This is a genomic window from Serratia sp. TMDUHS_CL (assembly GCF_037137105.1).
GTDB lineage: Bacteria > Pseudomonadota > Gammaproteobacteria > Enterobacterales > Enterobacteriaceae > Serratia > Serratia nevei.
Map to the genome: position 1 here is coordinate 55,118 of NZ_JBBBDV010000011.1, position 18,878 is coordinate 73,995.

Annotated in this window: 17 protein-coding genes; 8 read left to right on the forward strand and 9 right to left on the reverse strand. The window is 61.7% G+C overall.

The genetic code is table 11. The annotated features are described in order from the left end of the window. Positions 1-196: 196 nt before the first annotated feature. On the forward strand, positions 197-2,515 hold the full coding sequence (locus WCL58_RS19080; protein WP_336851484.1) for a zinc/cadmium/mercury/lead-transporting ATPase: 2,319 nt from the start codon (positions 197-199) through the stop codon (positions 2,513-2,515). An 89-nt stretch (positions 2,516-2,604) separates the two neighbouring features. On the opposite strand, the gene tusA is transcribed toward WCL58_RS19080, so the two are convergent. Then, positions 2,605-2,850, reverse strand: a complete 246-nt coding sequence (gene tusA, locus WCL58_RS19085; protein ID WP_025304890.1) for a sulfurtransferase TusA — start codon at positions 2,848-2,850, stop codon at positions 2,605-2,607. 220 nt (positions 2,851-3,070) lie between these two features. On the opposite strand from tusA, the gene WCL58_RS19090 reads away from it, so the two are divergent. The 3 genes from WCL58_RS19090 to WCL58_RS19100 all read left to right on the forward strand — a co-directional run bounded on the left by WCL58_RS19090 (position 3,071) and on the right by WCL58_RS19100 (position 4,864). Next, positions 3,071-3,730, forward strand: a complete 660-nt coding sequence (locus tag WCL58_RS19090) for a 7-cyano-7-deazaguanine/7-aminomethyl-7-deazaguanine transporter (protein WP_047729415.1) — start codon at positions 3,071-3,073, stop codon at positions 3,728-3,730. Between the two features lie 55 nt (positions 3,731-3,785). After that, entirely contained in the window at positions 3,786-4,220 is a 435-nt protein-coding gene (locus WCL58_RS19095; RefSeq protein ID WP_319857272.1) for a GNAT family N-acetyltransferase, read from the forward strand. An 80-nt stretch (positions 4,221-4,300) separates the two neighbouring features. Beyond that, a complete protein-coding gene (locus WCL58_RS19100) occupies positions 4,301-4,864 on the forward strand; it encodes a DcrB family lipoprotein (protein WP_060424192.1) in 564 nt (187 codons plus the stop codon). 35 nt (positions 4,865-4,899) lie between these two features. Here WCL58_RS19100 and glpC read toward each other — a convergent pair whose 3' ends face one another. The 3 genes from glpC to glpA are packed head-to-tail and all read right to left on the reverse strand — an operon-like array spanning position 4,900 to position 9,003. Beyond that, a complete protein-coding gene (gene glpC / locus WCL58_RS19105; RefSeq protein WP_060441205.1) occupies positions 4,900-6,099 on the reverse strand; it encodes an anaerobic glycerol-3-phosphate dehydrogenase subunit GlpC in 1,200 nt (399 codons plus the stop codon). After that, positions 6,096-7,364, reverse strand: a complete 1,269-nt coding sequence (gene glpB, locus WCL58_RS19110; RefSeq protein WP_100396579.1) for a glycerol-3-phosphate dehydrogenase subunit GlpB — start codon at positions 7,362-7,364, stop codon at positions 6,096-6,098. The genes glpC and glpB overlap by 4 nt, the downstream gene beginning before the upstream one ends. Continuing rightward, positions 7,354-9,003, reverse strand: coding sequence for an anaerobic glycerol-3-phosphate dehydrogenase subunit A (glpA, locus tag WCL58_RS19115; RefSeq protein WP_048795660.1), 1,650 nt, complete (start codon positions 9,001-9,003; stop codon positions 7,354-7,356). The genes glpB and glpA overlap by 11 nt, the downstream gene beginning before the upstream one ends. Before the next feature lie 364 nt (positions 9,004-9,367). Here glpA and glpT point away from each other — a divergent pair, with 364 nt between their 5' ends. Together glpT and glpQ are read left to right on the forward strand one after the other, a co-directional pair. After that, positions 9,368-10,720 carry a glycerol-3-phosphate transporter gene (gene glpT, locus WCL58_RS19120; protein ID WP_047729425.1) on the forward strand — a complete coding sequence of 451 codons (1,353 nt, stop codon included), beginning with the start codon at positions 9,368-9,370 and terminating at the stop codon, positions 10,718-10,720. An 82-nt stretch (positions 10,721-10,802) separates the two neighbouring features. Further along, complete coding sequence (gene glpQ / locus WCL58_RS19125; RefSeq protein ID WP_194571636.1) at positions 10,803-11,882, forward strand: glycerophosphodiester phosphodiesterase; 1,080 nt, start codon at positions 10,803-10,805, stop codon at positions 11,880-11,882. A gap of 217 nt (positions 11,883-12,099) precedes the next feature. Here the strand turns inward: glpQ and yigL are convergent, their stop codons facing one another. Together yigL and pldB are read right to left on the reverse strand one after the other, a co-directional pair. Further along, positions 12,100-12,897: a sugar/pyridoxal phosphate phosphatase YigL gene (yigL, locus tag WCL58_RS19130; protein ID WP_047729429.1), complete on the reverse strand. Its 798-nt coding sequence runs from the start codon at positions 12,895-12,897 to the stop codon at positions 12,100-12,102. A 4-nt stretch (positions 12,898-12,901) separates the two neighbouring features. Next, positions 12,902-13,945: a lysophospholipase L2 gene (pldB, locus tag WCL58_RS19135; RefSeq protein ID WP_336851485.1), complete on the reverse strand. Its 1,044-nt coding sequence runs from the start codon at positions 13,943-13,945 to the stop codon at positions 12,902-12,904. A 148-nt stretch (positions 13,946-14,093) separates the two neighbouring features. Here pldB and rhtB point away from each other — a divergent pair, with 148 nt between their 5' ends. After that, the gene (rhtB, locus tag WCL58_RS19140; protein ID WP_336851486.1) at positions 14,094-14,714 is read left to right on the forward strand and encodes a homoserine/homoserine lactone efflux protein; all 621 of its coding nucleotides are present in this window, start codon (positions 14,094-14,096) and stop codon (positions 14,712-14,714) included. 48 nt (positions 14,715-14,762) lie between these two features. Here the strand turns inward: rhtB and rhtC are convergent, their stop codons facing one another. From rhtC to pldA, 3 genes are read right to left on the reverse strand one after another with little or no spacing between them, the layout of a single operon-like run. After that, on the reverse strand, positions 14,763-15,383 hold the full coding sequence (gene rhtC, locus WCL58_RS19145; RefSeq protein WP_336851487.1) for a threonine export protein RhtC: 621 nt from the start codon (positions 15,381-15,383) through the stop codon (positions 14,763-14,765). A 12-nt stretch (positions 15,384-15,395) separates the two neighbouring features. Further along, positions 15,396-17,228 (reverse strand): ATP-dependent DNA helicase RecQ, encoded by a 1,833-nt coding sequence (recQ, locus tag WCL58_RS19150; protein ID WP_149571822.1) that lies wholly within the window; start codon positions 17,226-17,228, stop codon positions 15,396-15,398. A gap of 43 nt (positions 17,229-17,271) precedes the next feature. Further along, positions 17,272-18,150 carry a phospholipase A gene (gene pldA / locus WCL58_RS19155; protein WP_004934270.1) on the reverse strand — a complete coding sequence of 293 codons (879 nt, stop codon included), beginning with the start codon at positions 18,148-18,150 and terminating at the stop codon, positions 17,272-17,274. 203 nt (positions 18,151-18,353) lie between these two features. Here pldA and WCL58_RS19160 point away from each other — a divergent pair, with 203 nt between their 5' ends. Further along, complete coding sequence (locus tag WCL58_RS19160) at positions 18,354-18,824, forward strand: thioesterase family protein (protein WP_033649641.1); 471 nt, start codon at positions 18,354-18,356, stop codon at positions 18,822-18,824. Positions 18,825-18,878: the final 54 nt, after the last annotated feature.

Below are 18,878 nucleotides of genomic sequence, written 5' to 3' on the forward strand. Positions count from 1 at the left end.
AGTGAGGCTTTTCACCCAAATAGGGGATAAGAAAAGCCTATAGATTTAAATTCGCATTATTCATTATTGAATGAATACCCCTTTATACACTCGAACGCCGTTAGCAATAATTCTCATCCGGCGCTTGACTCTGGAGTTGACTCCAGGGTGTAGAGTCAGCTGAGCAAACCCGTTTAACAGCCCGAAGGGGGACGTTATGCACAACCAGCAAAACCATAATCATCAGGAACATCACCACACCGAAGGCGGATGCGGCTGCAACCACAGCCACAGCAAAACCCAGCATGGCTGCAGCAGCGAGCCGAAAAACGCCGCCGCACAGGCCGAACACGCCCACCACCATCACGATCATGGCGATAGCGGCTGCTGCACCGCCGCGCCCGACGATCCGGACGAGGAAAGCGACAGGCTGGCCGCCGCTCCCCCTTCCGGTAGCCAACGTTTCAGCTGGAAAGTCACCGGCATGGACTGCCCCAGCTGCGCCAAGAAAATCGAAAATGCCGTCACCGCACTCCCCGGCGTCGACAGCGCGCGCGTGTTGTTCGCCACCGAGAAACTGGTGGTCGATGCGCAGTCCGACATCAGCCTGCGGATCCAGGACGCGGTCGCTCAGGCCGGCTTTACCCTGCTCGGCACTCAGACCGCCAAAGCCGCCGCGCCGAAAACTTCACGCTTCGGCGAATTCGCACCGCTGCTGCTGTTAACCACCCTGATGGTCGTCAGCTGGGTGCTGGATCGGGTTAACCCGGAGCTGGGCCGCATTGCCTTTATCGCCACCACGCTGGTCGGATTGGCACCGGTCGCCGCCAAGGCGCTGCGTCTGATTCGTTCCGGCACGCCGTTCGCCATCGAAACGCTGATGAGCGTGGCGGCCATCGGCGCGCTGTTTATCGGCGCCACTGCCGAGGCGGCGATGGTGCTGCTGCTGTTTATGGTCGGTGAACTGCTGGAATCCTACGCCGCCAACCGCGCGCGGCGCGGCGTGACGGCGCTGATGGAGCTGGTGCCGGAAGATGCGCTGCTGCTGCAAGGTACCGAGCGCAAACGCGTGCCGGTCGCCAGCCTGCGTCCGGGCGATGTGATTGAAATCGCACCCGGCGGGCGCCTGCCGGCCGACGCCGAGCTGCTCAATCCGTTCGCCAGCTTCGACGAAAGCGCCCTGACCGGCGAATCGGTGCCGGTCGAGCGCCAACAGGGTGAGAAAGTGGCCGCCGGCAGTCTGTCCGTCGATCAGGCGGCGCAGATGAAGGTGATCTCCGAGCCCGGCAAAAACGCCATCGACCGCATTTTACAGCTGATTGAAGAGGCCGAAGAGCGCCGCGCGCCGATCGAACGCTTCCTCGATCGGTTCAGCCGTTATTACACCCCGGCCATTATGCTGCTGGCCGTCGCGGTGATCCTGGTGCCGCCGCTGCTGTTCTCGCAGCCGTGGGAGACCTGGATCTATCGCGGCCTGACGCTGCTGCTGATCGGCTGCCCATGCGCATTGGTGATCTCGACCCCGGCGGCGATCACATCCGGGCTGGCAGCCGCCACGCGGCGCGGCGCGCTGATTAAAGGCGGTGCGGCGCTGGAGCAACTGGGCCAGATCCAAACTATCGCCTTCGATAAAACCGGCACCCTGACCGAAGGCAAGCCGACGGTGACCGACGTGCTGCCGATCGGCACACTCACCGAACAGCGGCTGCTGCAGCTTGCCGCCGCGGTGGAAGCCGGTTCACATCACCCGCTGGCGCAGGCGATCATCAACCGCGCCGCCGAAAGCGGGACGGAGCTGCCGCTGGCGCAGGCGCGCCGCGCGCTGGCCGGCGTCGGCGTGGAAGGGATCGTGGACGGCAAGACCGTGCTGATCAGCGCGCCGGGCAAGCTGGCACCGGGCCTGCTCGATGCCCAATGGCAGAGCCAGGTAGACAAGCTGGAAAACGCCGGCAAAACGGCGGTGGTGGTGCTGGAAGACGGCGCACCTATCGGCTTGCTGGCGCTGCGCGATACGCTGCGCGGCGACGCCAAACAGGCCATAGCCGAACTGAATGCGCTGGGTATTCGCGGCGTGATGCTGACCGGCGACAACCCGCGCGCCGCCGCAGCGATCGCCGGCGAGCTGGGGCTCGACTATCGCGCCGGTCTGCTGCCGGAAGATAAGGTCAGCGCGGTTACCGAACTGAGCGAACTGCGCCCGACGGCGATGATCGGCGACGGGATCAACGACGCCCCGGCGATGAAGGCCTCCAGCATCGGCATCGCCATGGGCAGCGGCACCGACGTGGCATTGGAAACCGCCGATGCCGCCCTGACCCACAACCGGCTGGTAGGCGTCGCGGAGATGATCCGCATCTCGCGCGCCACCCACGCCAATATCCGGCAAAACATCACCATCGCATTGGGGCTGAAGGGGGTCTTCCTGATCACCAGCCTGCTGGGGCTGACCGGTTTGTGGCTGGCGGTGCTGGCCGACTCCGGCGCCACCGCGCTGGTCACCGCCAACGCGCTGCGGCTGTTGAAAAAGCGCAGCTAAGTTCGGAAACCAATACGGGCGCGGCATACCGCGCCCGTTGTCATTTCGGGGAAAGAGACTTTTCCTTCATCAACACGACCTTGTCGCCGTTATACGCCTTTACGCAGCAAATAACGGTATGGCGCCTGCTCGGTCTCCTGCGCCACCAGCGTGTGTTCCATAAAGCGGCAGAACCCCGGAATATCGCGGGTGGTAGCCGGATCGTCGGCGATAATCAGCAGCGTTTCGCCGTTGTCCATATGGCGCACGGTTTTACGCACCATCATCACCGGTTCCGGGCAACGCAGGCCCAGCGCGTCGAGCGTCTGGTCTGCCTGGGCAAATAAGTCAGTCATGCAATTTTTCTCGTTCAAAAACGATCGGCGAACGCTCGCCGCATCTCATTAGCGCCTAGTTTACGCCGGTAGTTTTTCTGTGCAAGATGCGTTAACGTTTGCGTTAAATTTAACCATTGCATTGGTTGCGCAAACGCGTATCATGCCGCCGCGCAGCGTTTTTTGCTGTTTTAACAAGACACACTGGGTTCCCTCACCCCACTGCTAAAAAGGCTACAATATGTATTCGTTTACCGCACAGCAGCGCTTCACGGCGTTGGTCTGGCTTTCGCTGTTTCATATCGCCATCATTACCTCCAGCAACTATCTGGTGCAGCTGCCGATCACCGTTTTCGGCTTCCATACCACCTGGGGCGCCTTTACCTTCCCGTTTATCTTCCTGGCGACCGATCTGACCGTGCGCATTTTTGGCGCGCCGCTGGCGCGGCGGATTATCCTGGCGGTGATGGTGCCGGCGCTGTTCATCTCTTACGTGATCTCCACCGTCACCTATCAGGGAGAGTGGCAGGGATTCGCGGCGCTGGGCAGTTTTAACCTGTTCGTGGCGCGCATCGCCGTCGCCAGCTTTATGGCCTACGTGCTCGGCCAGATCCTCGACGTTCACGTCTTCAACCGCCTACGCCAGCGCAGCGCCTGGTGGGTGGCGCCGGCGGCGGCGATGTTCTTCGGCAACATCAGCGATACGCTGGCGTTCTTCTTCATCGCCTTCTACAAGAGCAGCGATCCCTTCATGGCCAACAACTGGGTGGAGATCGCGCTGGTGGATTACAGCTTCAAGGTGATGATCTGCCTACTGTTCTTCTTGCCGATGTACGGCGTGTTGCTGAACATGCTGCTCAAACGCATCGCGGCGCGCAGCGGCAGCCTGCAGCTGAGCTGAGCTGAGCTGAGCTGAGTCATGCTATTCTGGGCGGCCTTATCCTTGGAGGCCGCTCATGACCCCAATCGTCCGCACCGCCACGCTCGAAGAAATCCACCGCCTTTATCAACGCATCCCCGAATTCGGCGGCCTGCATAGCCTGGCCGATCTGCAGCAGCGTATCGGCACCGCCTCCGCCAGCCTGTTGATCGCCGAGATAGACGGGCAGCCGGCCGGTTTCAAACTCGGTTATCAACGGCAGGAAACGGTGTTTTACAGCTGGCTGGGTGGCGTGCTGCCGGCATTCCGCCGCCACGGCGTGGCGCAGGCCTTGTTGGCCGAACAGGAACGCTGGGCGCGGGCGCAGGGCTATCGCCAACTGACGGTCAAAACCCGTAACCGGTTCCGCGCCATGCTGACGATGCTGCTCACCCACCACTATCAGATTGTTCAGCTGGAAAAGAAAGGCGAAGTGGCTGATTATCGGCTATTACTGGAAAAAAACTTGTGACAACATCTGCCTTGCATTTCAACCTGGAATAGGTTGCGATACGACAGTGAATCCCTACCGGAAAGGAAGAAGGAAGCCCGATGCGTAAAGTAGCGAAATTGATGGGTATCAGCCTGCTGGCGCTTGGCCTCGCGGCCTGCGACGGCAACACCAAAGACACCAAGGCAGCGCCAGACGGCGCGGCGGCCAGCGCGCCGGCCGGGCAGCAGGTGAGCCTGCTGGACGGTAAACTGACGTTCACCCTGCCGGTCGGCATGGCGGATCAAACCAGCAAGTTGGAAAAACCGGCCAACAACATGCACGCATATGCTGACAGCACCAGCCAGCGCCTAGTGGTTGTGATCCTGGGCGACAAGACCGCCGACAGTCTGGAAACCCTGGCCCAACGGTTGGAAAACAACCAACGCGCGAACGACGCCAATCTGCAGCTGATTACCAACAAGGCTATCGACGTAGACGGCGTGCCGCTGCGTCAGCTGGACAGCATCGTCACCAACAGTGGCAAGAAAGCTTACTCTTCCATTCTGGTTGGCGCACTGAACAACAACTTGCTGACCATCCAGATCTCGCTGCCGGCAGACAATCAGCAGCAGGCGCAGACCGAAGCCGAAGGCATCATCTCCACCCTGAAGCTGAAGCAGTAATCCCACAGGGGGCCGGTTTGCCGGCCCTTTCGTTTTTACGCCAGCGCCTGCGCCAGCAGGGTGATCGGATGTTCACAGCGCTTGCTGGTGGACATTTCTATCTGCCATTTGCAGGTCTCGCAGTCGGTCACCACCAGATCCACCCCGCTCTCTTCTATCTGCCGGAACAGCGGCGCGCCGATGCCTTGCGAAGTGGCATAGTTCTCCGATTTGAACCCGTAGGTGCCGGCGATGCCGCAGCACTGCGAATCCAGCACCACCAGCTCCAGCCCCGGTATCTGCCGCAGCAGCTCCAGGGTGTAGGCGGTCCAGCCCATCTTCTCCATATGGCAAGGCGTGTGATATGCCACCCGCAGCGGCGTGTGCTTCAACGGCAGGCTACGCCCCTGATTGATCAGGCGATAGAGATAGCGCGTCGCCAGCTCCACCCGATCGCGCACCGGGGTGGTGTCCACGTCCAGCAGATGAGGGTATTCGTCGCGCAGGGTGAAGGTGCAGCTCGATGAGGTTGCCACCACCGGGATACCGCGTTCCAACACCGTTTCATGCAGCGATTCGGCGTTGACCCTGGCCTGCTTTTTGGCCTGCTCGATAAACCCGTTGGCGATCAGCGGCACGCCGCAGCATTTCTCGCGTTTCAGCAGCTGCACGCCGATATCCAGCGCGTTGAACACCCGGATCAAATCCTTGCCCAGCTGCGGATGGTTATAGTTGACGAAGCAGCCGTGGAAAAACGCCACCTGCTCGGCATAACGCTGCTGAGCCTGCGCCTGTTGCCGGTACCAGCGGCGGAAAGTGCCGAACGAGTATTTCGGCAGTTCGCGACGGTGATCGATCTTCAGCGCCTTGTCCAACAGCTTGCGCACCGGTTTCAGCCCGGTAGCGGCGTTGACGATCGGCGCGAACGGCGTCGACAGCGAGCCCATGATGTCGGTGTGGCTGAGGATGGCGTCGCGCAGCGTCGGCTTGCTCTGGGCGAAGTCGGCGCGGGCGCGCTGAATGATGTCGCCGATTTTGACGTCGGACGGGCAGGCCACTTCACAACGCTTGCAGTTGGTGCAGTATTTCAGCGCTTCGTCGTACAGCGCCGGATCTTTCAGCCGCAGCCGCTCGCCGTCCGGCCCCGCCTGTTTTGGCCCCGGATAGAGCGGGTTCACTTTGGCGACCGGGCAGTAGGTGGTGCAGACGGTGCATTTGATGCAGCTTTCAAAGCTGTGGTCCTGATGCAGGCTCATGCGTTTTCCTCCGCGGCGATCTGCTGCGCGACGTGCAGCGCACCGATCAATGACACGCCGGCGCCGCAGCCCTGCTGCAGCGGATCGTAGCCGCCGGCGACCGCGCCGATGGCATACAGATTGTCGAACGGCATTCCCTGTTTCATCGCCCGCAGCCTGCCGTCGGTGCGCACGCCAAACTGCAGATAAGGCTGCGGTGCAAACAGCTCGCGCCGGCTCCAGTCGGCGCGATCGGCGCGGCTGTGCACGTCCAGTTCGAAGATCGGCTCGCGCACCCCGTCGAAATCCGCCACCAGCCCATTGCTGAAGAAGCTGCCGCTGGCCAGCACCACCTGCTGCGCCCGCAGCGGAATATCGCCGTGGTTACGGGTATACAGGCCGGTGACGCGGCCAGCTTCACACTCGGCGCGCAGCACGCTGTCGCCAGGCATGAAAACGCCGCCCAGCTGTTGGAAACGCCGCCGCAGTGCCTGATGCAAGCGCATGCCGGGCACCGAAGGCGGCAGCGTCGGCAGCAGCCGGATCGGTTTGCCGACCGCATCCTGCAGCACCGCCAGCGACGCATCGTCCTCCAGGCCCAAACAGGCCGGCAGGAAGAGCGCGTCGGCCTCGCCCGCCAACCGCCGCAGCTCCTCGGCCATCGGCGGCAGGCTTTCCATCAAATCCAGCACCCGGGCGATGTTCACCGCGCGGAACTCGCTGGGGTTATTGCGCAATCTGTCCAGCGCCGGCATGTGCAGATAGGCTACCTCCGTCTCTACGCCGAGCTCCCGGCTCAGAGAGTCGGCGGCCATCTGCGGCTGGAAGTCGAGGAACCCCTCGATGCCGATCACCGCGATACGCCGCCACGGCAGTTGGCCGGTCAGCGGCAGCGTCGGGATCGCCTGCGGGCTGAGCCAGGTGGCGCGGCGCGTCCCCAGCGGCGTAATACGCAGATGGTTATTGGCGCCCTCGCCCTGCAGGTTCAGCCCGCAGCGCGCCAGCAGCCGCTGCGCGGCGGCGGACAGCGCCGCCACCCGGCCGGGCCCGATCAGGGCATACGGATGCTGCGGCGCCTGCTGCGCCAGCTGCGGTAGCGCCGCCAGCGGCATCTCGACCGGCGTGCCGTCCGGCAATCTCGCCAGCAGATCGAGCGAGCCGGAGGAGAAGTAGAGCGCGCTCTGGCCGGAACTGACCACCGCACAGCGCTTGCCCTGTTCGGCCACGGCAATGGCGCAGCTCAGGCCCGCCAGGCCGCCGCCAATCACCACTACGTCAAATCGCATCATCCGCCTCCTGCTCCTTGTCGGCCTGGGCCTCAAGCCCGCATAACCCCTGGTAAACCCAGCTGGTAAATTCACTCTCACGCAGCGCGTCGCCCCAGGCGATCGGCCGTACGCCTTTCCACCGTTCGTTGAGGAACTGCGACAGCTGCGCGATGGACTGCTGCGGCGTGCTGACCTTGAAGCGCGTCAGCAGCCCGGCGGCGCGGCAGGCGCAGAGTTCACCCTGGCAGGTGCCCATGCCGACGCGGGTGCGGCGGCGCAGATCCACCAGGTTATTGACGGTCAGCGAATTGACCGCATAGCGCACTTCCCCGGCGGTCACCGCCTCGCATTCGCACACCAGGCTGGTGTCGAGCCGATCGGCTGCCGGCACCTGGCTGGCGCGATCGCCGTGGCGGTAAATTGCCGAGCCGCGAATGCTGGCGGGCAGAGAAACCACGCTGCGCACCGTTTCCTCCGCCGACTGGCGGGAGCCGGGCAACGCGTCCTGCGCGGTGGTGCACGGGCGGTTTACGCCAAGCTTTTCGCACACCTTGTCAGTGGCCCACTCCGCCATCAGGCGGTAGGTCATCAGCTTGCCGCCGGTGATGGTGATAAACCCTTCCAGCCCGTCGCGAGCGGCGTGATCGAGCAGCACGATGCCGCGGCTGACGTTGCGCCCGCTGGGATCGTCGTCGCTGGCCACCAGCGGCCGCACCCCGGCATAGGCGCGCAGAATGCGGGTCTGCGCCAGGGTGGGCGCCAGCAGCGCTCCCTCGCGGATCAGAATGTCCACCTCCTGCGGGGTCACCAGCATATTGTCAATTTGGTCGTAATCGATATGGGTCGAGGTGGTGCCGATCAGCGAGATGGTGTCGCCCGGCACCAGAATGTCGGCATCCGCCGGTTTGCGACAGCGGTTGATCACCATGTTGTTGATGCGGTGGCCGAGGATCAGCAGCGCCCCTTTGGCCGGGAACATGCGGATGCGCAAGTCGGCGTATTCGGCGATCTGCTGGCCCCAGATGCCGGCGGCGTTGACCACCACCGGCGCATGCAGCTCATAACGCCGCTGATTCTGATGGTCGTAAACGCGCACGCCCGTCACCCGGTCGCCGCTGCGCAGCAGCCCCACCACCTGGTGGTAGGTCAGGATCTGCGCGCCGTGTTCACGCGCGTCCAGCATGTTGGCGGCGGTCAGCCGGAAGGGATCGACGGTGCCGTCCGGCACCCGCACCGCGCCGATCAGCGCCGGGTTGGCCGCCGGCTCCAGGCGCAGCGCCAGCTGCGGGTCGATCGCTTCGGCGTCGATGTCGGCCTGGCGACAGGCGGCGATAAACTGTTGCTGATAGTCCAGCGAGTCCTGCGGCAAGGTGATGAACAGCCCATCGGTGCGCTCGATGCAGTGGTGGGCAATGCGTTTCAGGATGCGGTTCTCTTCGATGCACTCGCGCGCCGACTCGCCGTCGGTCACCGCATAGCGCGCGCCGCTGTGCAGTAAACCGTGGTTGCGGCCGGTGGCGCCGGTGGCGATGTCGTGGCGCTCCAGCAAGATGCAGCGCAAGCCGCGCCGCGCACAGTCGCGGGCGATGCCTGCACCGGTGGCGCCGCCGCCGATGATGATCACATCCGTTTCGCCGCCGTCAAAATAGCTGCTCATGTCGCTCCCTCAGGATCGGTAGTTATGAGCCTATTGAGCCACGGTTATTAGGGTCTTTGTTTGATAAGGAACAATAACGAACATGAAACGAAATAAAAATGTCCACAAAAAACCATCAATGTGATCATAATCACGATTTTTGGACGTTTTTCTATTTCATAACGTTAACGAATCGCTCAAAATCCGCCGTGGTTTCATGAAAGTGTAACAATTGCGCCATTCGTCACAGCGACACCAGGCGTATTTGATGACAATGGCGCTCGTTATGGAACACAAAAACACCACATTCGATATCCGCTCAATCATCAAATGAACGTAAAAGGTCATATTGATGTGATAACAGATAAAGCCATCGGAGGCGCTCATGTTGAGTATTTTTAAGCCGGCCGCACACACCGCCCGTGTGCCGAGCGATAAGGTAGACCCGCTCTACCGTAAGCTGCGCTGGCAAATTTTCCTGGGGATCTTCTTCGGTTACGCCGCTTACTATCTGGTGCGTAAGAACTTCACCCTGGCCATGCCTTACCTGATCGAACAAGGCTTCAGCCGCGGTGACCTCGGCTTCGCGCTGTCGGGCATCTCCATCGCCTACGGCTTCTCCAAATTCATCATGGGTTCGGTCTCCGACCGTTCCAACCCGCGGGTGTTCCTGCCTGCCGGCCTGATCCTGGCGGCGGCGGTGATGTTGTTCATGGGCTTCGTGCCGTGGGCCACCTCCAGCATCGCCATCATGTTCGTCCTGCTGTTCCTGTGCGGCTGGTTCCAGGGCATGGGTTGGCCGCCGTGCGGCCGCACCATGGTGCACTGGTGGTCGCAGAAAGAACGCGGTGGCATCGTTTCCATCTGGAACTGCGCCCACAACGTGGGTGGCGGCCTGCCGCCGCTGCTGTTCCTGCTGGGTATGGCCTGGTTCAACGACTGGCACGCGGCGCTGTACATGCCGGCCTTCGGCGCCATCCTGGTGGCCCTGATCGCCTTCGCCCTGATGCGCGACACCCCGCAATCCTGCGGCCTGCCGCCGATTGAAGAGTACAAAAACGACTATCCGGACGACTACAGCGAAAAAGACGAAGAAGAGCTGACCGCCAAGCAGATCTTCATGCAGTACATTCTGCCGAACAAGCTGCTGTGGTACATCGCGGTCGCCAACGTGTTCGTCTATCTGCTGCGTTACGGCATTCTGGACTGGTCGCCGACCTACCTGAAAGAAGTGAAACACTTCGCACTGGACAAGTCGTCCTGGGCCTACTTCCTGTATGAATACGCCGGTATCCCGGGCACCCTGCTGTGCGGCTGGATGTCAGACAAAGTGTTCAAAGGCAACCGCGGCGCCACCGGCGTGTTCTTCATGACGCTGGTGACCATCGCCACCGTGGTGTTCTGGATGAACCCGGCCGGTAACCCGACCGTGGACATGATCTGTATGCTGGTCATCGGCTTCCTGATCTACGGCCCGGTGATGCTGATCGGCCTGCACGCGCTGGAGCTGGCGCCGAAGAAAGCCGCCGGCACCGCCGCGGGCTTCACCGGCCTGTTCGGCTACCTGGGCGGCTCGGTTGCGGCCAGCGCCATCGTCGGTTACACCGTGGACTTCTTCGGTTGGGACGGCGGCTTCATGGTGATGATCGGCGGCGGCGTGCTGGCGGTTATCCTGCTGCTGCTGACCATGCTGAACGAAAAGAAACACCACGCGGAAATCGCCGCCAAGCGCGGTTAAGCGTCACACGACTTTTGCATGATTTAAAGGCCGCCCTGCGGCCTTTTTACTACCCTGCCCCCAACAACACGGAGAAAATGGAATGCGGACTCAAGTCAAAGCCCTGCTGACAGGGATCATTCTCGCCACCTCAATGGTCAGCGCCGCACAGGCGGCGGACAAAGTGGTGATCGCCCACCGCGGCGCCAGCGGCTATCTGCCGGAACACACCCTGCCGGCGAAAGCGATGGCCTACGCGCAGGGCGCCGATTACCTCGAGCAAGATCTGGTGATGACCAAGGACAACGAGCTGGTGGTGCTGCACGACCATTACCTCGATCGCGTCACCGACGTCGCCGAACGCTTCCCGGACCGTGCGCGTAAAGACGGCCGTTATTACGCCATCGACTTTACGCTGGCGGAGATCAAATCGCTGAAGTTCACCGAAGGCTTTGAAATCGAAAACGGCAAGAAGGTACAGGGTTATCCTGGCCGCTTCCCGATGGGCAAATCCGACTTCCGCGTGCACACCTTCCAGGAAGAGATCGAGTTCGTGCAGGGTCTGAACCATTCGACCGGCAAAAACATCGGCATCTACCCTGAAATCAAAGCGCCTTGGTTCCACAAACAGGAAGGCAAAGACATCTCCAGCAAAGTGCTGGCGGTGCTCAAGCAGTACGGTTACACCGGCAAGAACGACAACGTCTACCTGCAGTGCTTCGACGCCAACGAGCTCAAACGCATCAAGAATGAGCTGGAGCCGAAGCTGGGCATGGATCTGAAGCTGGTGCAGCTGATCGCCTATAACGACTGGCAGGAAACCTACGAGCAGAAAGCCGACGGCAAGTGGGTGGAGTACGACTACGACTGGATGTTCAAACCGGGCGCGATGAAGAAAATCGCTCAGTATGCCGACGGCATCGGGCCGGACTACCACATGCTGGTGGTCGCGGATCAATCCAAGCCGGGCCACATCGTGCTGACCGACATGGTGAAAGAAGCGCACGCCAGAAAGCTGGCGGTGCATCCGTTTACCATCCGCGCCGATGCGCTGCCGAAGTACGTGACCGACGTGAACCAGCTGTATGACGTGATTTACAACCAGGCCGGCGTCGACGGTGTGTTCACCGACTTCCCGGACAAGGGCGTGCAGTTCCTGCAGAAGCAGGGCCAGCACAAGTAATGCCAAGGGCGCCGCAAGGCGCCCTTGAATTGCTGACAAAGGAGGAAAAAACGTGGTTTTTCCTCCTTTGTGGATATCAGTCGAAAATCAATAAATTGATTTTCCTTGTTTTTTTAGATATTGCCCTCTGTCAGCTCGGCAACGTCATCCGGTTTATCATTGACTTTAAGGGCGCCGCAAGGCGCCCTTGTTATTTCAGAGAAACGGCCGGGTGATTTCAGAGGAACATCTTGCGCAGGTAGTGCGGCACCGCGTTATCGACGTTGGAGCCGATCACTTCCAGCTCCGGCAGCATATCCTTCAGGCGCTGATGCGCATCACGCATGATGCAGCCCTTGCCGGCCATCGACAGCATCTCCAGATCGTTCATGCCGTCGCCGAAGGCGATGCACTCTTGCAGCGTATAGCCGATGATCTTGGCCACTTCTTCCAGCGCATGCCCTTTCGACACGCCGCCCGCCATCACTTCCAGACAGGTCGGGAACGAGAAGCTGACGTTGACCCGATCGCCCCAGCGCGCGTTGATGGCGTCTTCCACCTGCAGCAACCGCTCATGATCTTCACAGGTAAAGTAAACCTTGCAGACGCCGTCGGTTTCCAGCAGGCCCGGCTCGAACAGCTGGTATTTGAACACCGACTCCCGGAAGAACTCTTCCTGCTCCGGGCTTTCGCGGTTGATGAACCAGTCATCGTTACGGTAGACGTTGGTGGTGATCTCCGGATCGTCGTGCAGCATGCCGTACAGATCGCGGGCGATATCCCCGTCCAGGTTGTGGCTGAAGATCAACTCGCCGGCGGTGTTGTGCACCCGCGCGCCGTTGGAGGTGATCATAAAGGCGCTGATCTCCAGGCTGTCGCGGATCTGCGCCACGTCGATATGGTGGCGGCCGGTGGCGAACACGAAATGCACGCCGCGCTGGGTCAGCAGCTTCAGCGTCTCTTTGGCGTACGGCGACAGGGTATGGTCGGGAGACAGCAGCGTGCCATCTAAATCGGAAGCGACGACGTGATACATAGCGTTATGTTCTAACCTCTGATGGAGTTGTCGGCGGCAGCGCGCCGCCTAAGTGTTGAGCAAAGAAGCGCAGGATTGCGTTCAGTGCTTCGGCGCGCATCGCGTCCCGCTCGAACAGGATCTCATGGCGTGCGCCGTTGATAACCAGCGGGAGCCCCCCTTCGCAAGGGCGCCCCGCGTCTGACAGAGCCTGACAAAAAGCCTGGTGCGAACGGTTGTCGACCACCCGTTCCTCACCGGCTTGCAAAAGCAACAGCGGCGTTGTTATCTCCCCGGCCTGAGCGATAATCTGCCGACCGGCGCGGATGCTCTCCCGCACCCAATGGTAGGTCGGCCCGCCCACCTGCAGCTCGGGGTAATCGGCGTAATAGCGCAGGCTGCGCCGATAGCGCTCGCGGCTGTGGGTCAACACGTTGACCACATAGGGCAACGGCCGCCACTGGCCGGTGCCCACCGCGTAGTAGTCGCGGATCGCCGGGCGGCTCTCCACCCAGTCGAGAATGCGGTCGGCCAACCAACCCGGCATCGGCAACTGGATGCCGAACATCGGCGCGCAAAACGCCGCCGCGTCGAACGCCTGCGGCCGCCGCTGCAGGAACTGCGCCAGGATCGCGCCGCCCATCGAATGCGCCAGCGCGAAGCGCTGCCGATAGCCGCGCGATTCGACCTCACGCTGCCAAAGCTGCTCGAAATCGTCCACGTAGTCGGCGAAGTTTACCACATGACCGCGGTGCGTATCCGCCAGTAAACGCCCGGAGCGCCCCTGCCCGCGATGATCGACGATCACCACGTCGTAGCCACTGTGGAACAGGTCGTAGGCCACCTCAGGGTATTTCACGTAGCTTTCGATGCGGCCGGGGCTGACCACCACCACCCGCTGATGCCGTGCGGAGCGAAAACGCACAAAGCGGATCGGCACGCCGCCCACGCCGCTGAACTCGCCTTCTTCCCGTAGCCGCCAGAAGTCCAGCAGCGGCCCGGTGGCGAAGGCAGCGAACTGCGTTTCACGCGTTAACCAGTCATCGGAGCTGAGAGTGAACGAGGTCATCGAGAGCGTTTTCCCTGTGGGGCCGGCGGAAAAATGTGACCGCTGGCACAAGAAATCATACTAGCGTATTGTGATTCAATTCTTACAAAAAACGGCGCCGCCTCGGCGCATTGTGGCACAAAACGACACTTTCAGGGAGCCGAGAACCATGACCTTGGACTGGTGGTTAACCTACCTGCTGACCACGCTTATCCTCAGCCTGTCCCCTGGCTCAGGCGCCATCAATACCATGAGCACCGCCATCAGCCACGGCTATCGCGGCGCCGCCGCGTCGATCGCCGGGCTGCAGGTCGGTCTGAGCGCGCACATCGTACTGGTGGGCATCGGCCTCGGCGCGCTGATTTCTCAATCGCTGCTGGCGTTCGAACTGCTTAAATGGCTGGGCGCCGCCTACCTGGTGTGGCTCGGCATCCAGCAATGGCGCGCCGCCGGGGCGCTGGATCTGCATGCGCTGGCGGGCAGCATGCCGCGCCGCCGTCTGTTCCGCCGCGCGGTGCTGGTCAACCTGACCAACCCGAAAAGCATCGTGTTCCTCGCTGCGCTGTTCCCGCAGTTCATCTTGCCTAATCAGCCGCAGGCCGAGCAGTATCTGGTGCTCGGCGTCACTACCGTGGTGGTGGATATTCTGGTGATGATCGGTTACGCCACCCTGGCGACGCGCATCGCCGGCTGGCTGAGAACGCCGCGCCAGATGCAGCTGCTCAACCGGGTGTTCGGTTCGCTGTTCATTTTGGTGGCGGGGCTGCTGGCGACCGCCCGCAAAGCCTGACAAAAAAGGCCGGGCATCGCTGCTCGGCCTTGGGCATGTCACCGCCGGTCAGCGGGTAAAGATCAGGTGTAACCCGAAGCCGGTGAACAGCACGCCCGCCACCCCGTCGATCCACTTGGCCAGCCGCTGGTAGCCGCGGCGCATCGCCGGCAGCGCGAACACCACCGCCACCAGGCTGAACCAGACGAAGGTCTCGGCGACGATCAGCAAAAACAGCCCCCAGCGCGCCCCGGCGCCGACGCTGTCGCCGACGAACAGCGAGAACACGCTGCCGAAATAGATCACCGCTTTCGGGTTGGACAGATTGGTCAGGAAGCCGCGAATAAAGCTGCGCCCGGCCTTCGGCAACGCCACCTGAGTCTCCTCCGCCGGCTGCGCTTGCTGCGCCCGCGCGGAACGCAGCAGCTGCCACCCCATCCAGCACAGGTAAATGCCGCCGCCGACCATGATGATCTGATGCAGCCAGGCCATTTTCTGCAGGATCAGGTGCAGCCCCATCAAGGCCACGCCGGCCCACACCACGATGCCGAGCGAAATGCCGACCACGCCCATCATCGCCTCGCGGCGCGAGCGGCTGGCGGCGGTTTGCGACACGAAAAAGAAGTCCGGCCCCGGGCTCATCAGCGCAATCAGATGCACCAGCGCCACGGTGAGAAACAACATCAGCATGATTTATCGCCCTCAGTCTTCGTCATTGTCGAGATGGTCGCGGATCATCGCCATAAAGGGCGCGCCGAAACGCTCCAGTTTGCGCTGGCCGACGCCGTTGACGCTCAGCAGATCGCCGGCCTTGATCGGCATCTGTTCGGCCATTTCCAGCAGCGTGGCGTCGTTGAACACCACGTAAGGCGGAATGTTTTCTTCGTCGGCAATCGATTTGCGCAGTTTGCGCAGCTTGGCGAACAGCTTGCGATCGTAATTGCCGCCGTAGGATTTCTGGTTGGCGCTGCTGCGCGACTTCAGGCTCTGGATGCGCGGCACCGCCAGCTGCAGCGCCACCTCGCCGCGCAACACCGGACGCGCCGCCTCGGTCAATTGCAGCGCCGAGTGCATGGCGATGTTCTGGGTGATAAAGCCCAGGTGGATCAGTTGACGCAGCACGCTGGTCCAGTGTTCGGTGGTTTGATCGCGGCCGATGCCGTACACCGGCAGCTTATCGTGGCCGTATTCGCGAATGCGTTGGTTGTTGGAGCCGCGCAGCACTTCCACGATGTACCCGAGGCCGAAGCGCTGGCCGACGCGGTACACGCAGGACAGCGCCTTGCGCGCGTCCTCCAGCCCGTCGTAGCGCTTGGGCGGATCGAGGCAGATGTCGCAGTTGCCGCAGTTCTCGTGCTTGCCTTCGCCGAAGTAGTTGAGCAGCACCAGGCGGCGGCAGGTTTGCGCCTCGGCGAACGCGCCCATGGCATTCAGCTTGTGGCGCTCGATGTCCAGCTGCTGTCCGGCGGGTTTTTCCTCCAGGCAGCGGCGCAGCCAGGCCATGTCGGCCGGATCGTACAGCAGGATGGCTTCGGCCGGCAGGCCGTCGCGCCCGGCGCGGCCGGTCTCCTGATAATAGGATTCGATATTGCGCGGGATGTCGAAATGCACCACGAAGCGCACGTTGGGTTTATTGATGCCCATGCCGAAGGCGACGGTGGCCACCACCACCTGCAAATCGTCACGCTGGAACGCTTCCTGCACCTGCGCGCGGCGATCGTTGTCCAGCCCGGCGTGGTAGGCGCCGACGCTCAGCCCGCGGCTTTGCAGACGCGCGGCGGTGTCTTCCACCTTGGCGCGGCTGTTGCAATAGATAATGCCGCTCTTGCCGCGCTGATCCTGCACGAAGCGCCACAGCTGATCGAGCGGTTTGAATTTTTCCACCAGCGTGTAGCGGATGTTCGGCCGGTCGAAGCTGCTGACCTGCACCAGCGGGTCCTGCAGCGCCAGCAGGCGCACGATATCGCCGCGGGTGGACTCGTCGGCGGTGGCGGTCAGCGCGATCACCGGCATCGACGGGAAGCGCTGTTTCAGCTGACCCAGCGCGCGATATTCCGGCCGGAAGTCATGGCCCCACTGCGAAATACAGTGCGCCTCATCCACCGCCAGCATCGCCGGCGGACAGTGATCGAGCAGGCTGAGGAAGCTTTCCATCATCAGCCGTTCCGGGGCGATGTACAGCATCTTGATGGTACCGTTGCGGCAGCCGGCCATAACGTCCAGCTGCTCCTCGCGGGTTTGCGTCGAGTTGTAGCAGGCGGCGGAAACGCCGTAGGCCAACAGTTGGTCGACCTGGTCCTTCATCAGCGAGATCAGCGGGGAAACCACCAGCGTCAGGCCGTCCATCACCAGCGCCGGGATTTGGTAACACAGCGACTTGCCGCCGCCGGTCGGCATCACCACCAGGCAATCCTGCCCGCCGATCGCGGCGTTGATAATCGTTTGTTGGCCCGGACGGAATTGCTGGTAGCCAAAGGTATCGCGCAATACCTGCTCGGCCAGCAACTCTCTGTTAATCACTGCTGCGGTTGACACACACTTCCCCATTTTTTCATCGGTACACACCCAGCGGGTATGATTACATAATATCGTTCAGCATGACACCAACGCCCACCCGTGTCTGCCGGAAGTTGTAGTCGATCAGCGATTCGCCGTAGCCGCTGAACACCTGGGTATAGAAGCGCACGTTGCGGGTAATCGGATAGCTCCATCCCAGTTCCGCGCCGCCGTAGCCGCTGTTCCAGTTGTAGTGGCTGTCGACGCTGAACACGCTGTCACCCCAGGCGTAACCGACCTTCAGCCGGTAGTATCCCATGTATTTGGTGATGTCCGGGTTGTCGTCGTTGCTCGAGCTCTCCGAGAAACGGAACCAGGGCTTGAGATCCACCTGCCAGTTGCCGTTTTGCGCCATCAGCCGCGCATAGCCGCGATTCCAGCTGCGCGACGTCGGATCCGAGCGGCCGTTAGACTGATGGTTAACGCCGATTTCAACATCGCGCAGCGTCCAACCGGCAAAGCGGTAATCGGTCGCCCACCCCACGAACAGCTGCGGCTCGTAGTTGGTTTCGCGGAACGGCGAAGACTCGCCGCGGTTGGACAATTGCCACCAGGAGCGCTGAGTATAAGACGCGCCGAGCACCGAGTTGTCGCCGGCAATGCCCCGCCACAGCGGAAACGCCAGGCTAAGCTGGTATTTCACCTCGTCCTTGCGCGCCTTGTCGGCCCAGTTGTACGTCTTGATGGCCTCTTTGTTGATATCGCTGGTGTCGGTGTACAGCAGGTAATTGGGATCGTAAGGATACAGCGTGAACGGATTATCGTGCTCCTGCAGCAGGTTGGCGATAATGCTGCCGCGCACCGCCGGCTTATCGTGAATCTGCTGCTCTTTGGCTTCCTCAGCCAATGCCAGCGCCGGCATCAGCAGCGTGGCGGAAACGATCCCTGACAAAATGCGCATAACCTCTCCTCACTCCAACGAAAAAGGGCAAGCCCGGAAAAAATCAGGCCATTTTACACACAAAGGAGGCTTTACCGCAGCGCAGGTCGGTTTTATTGGAATAGTCTGGAAAGCAACAAAGGTTAAGCATAAAATCAACATTCCATTAACCTGGACTGACCAGTTAGCTCCCTTAAAACGCAAAAGAAAAACGGAAACCCGCTATGTCGACCACACCACTGACCCTGGAAGCCGCCCGCCGCAAGATCGGCGAAATCTTTGTCTACCACATGCCGTTCAACCGCGAGCTTGGCCTAGAGCTACGCCGCTTCGACGATGATTACGTCGAGCTGAGCTTCACCAACCAACGCAAGCTGGTGGGCAACGCGGCACAGGAAATTCTGCACGGTGGCGTGATCGCCGCGGTGCTTGACGTCGCCGCCGGATTGGCCTGCGCCGGCGGCGTGCTGACGCGCCTGGAGCCGCTGATCGAAGAGGAGATCGCCGCCAAGCTGTCGCGCATGGGCACCATCGATCTGCGCGTCGACTACCTGCGCCCCGGCCGCGGCGAGCACTTCGTCGCCTCCGCCAGCGTGCTGCGCAGCGGCAACAAGGTCGCCGTCGCGCGCGTAGAGCTGCATAACCACGACGGCCTGCATATCGCGAGCGCCACCGCCACCTATCTGGTCGGCTGATGATTGTGTGCGGTGAGCGTCTTCAGTACACTCACCGCATCTTACGTTCCCCAC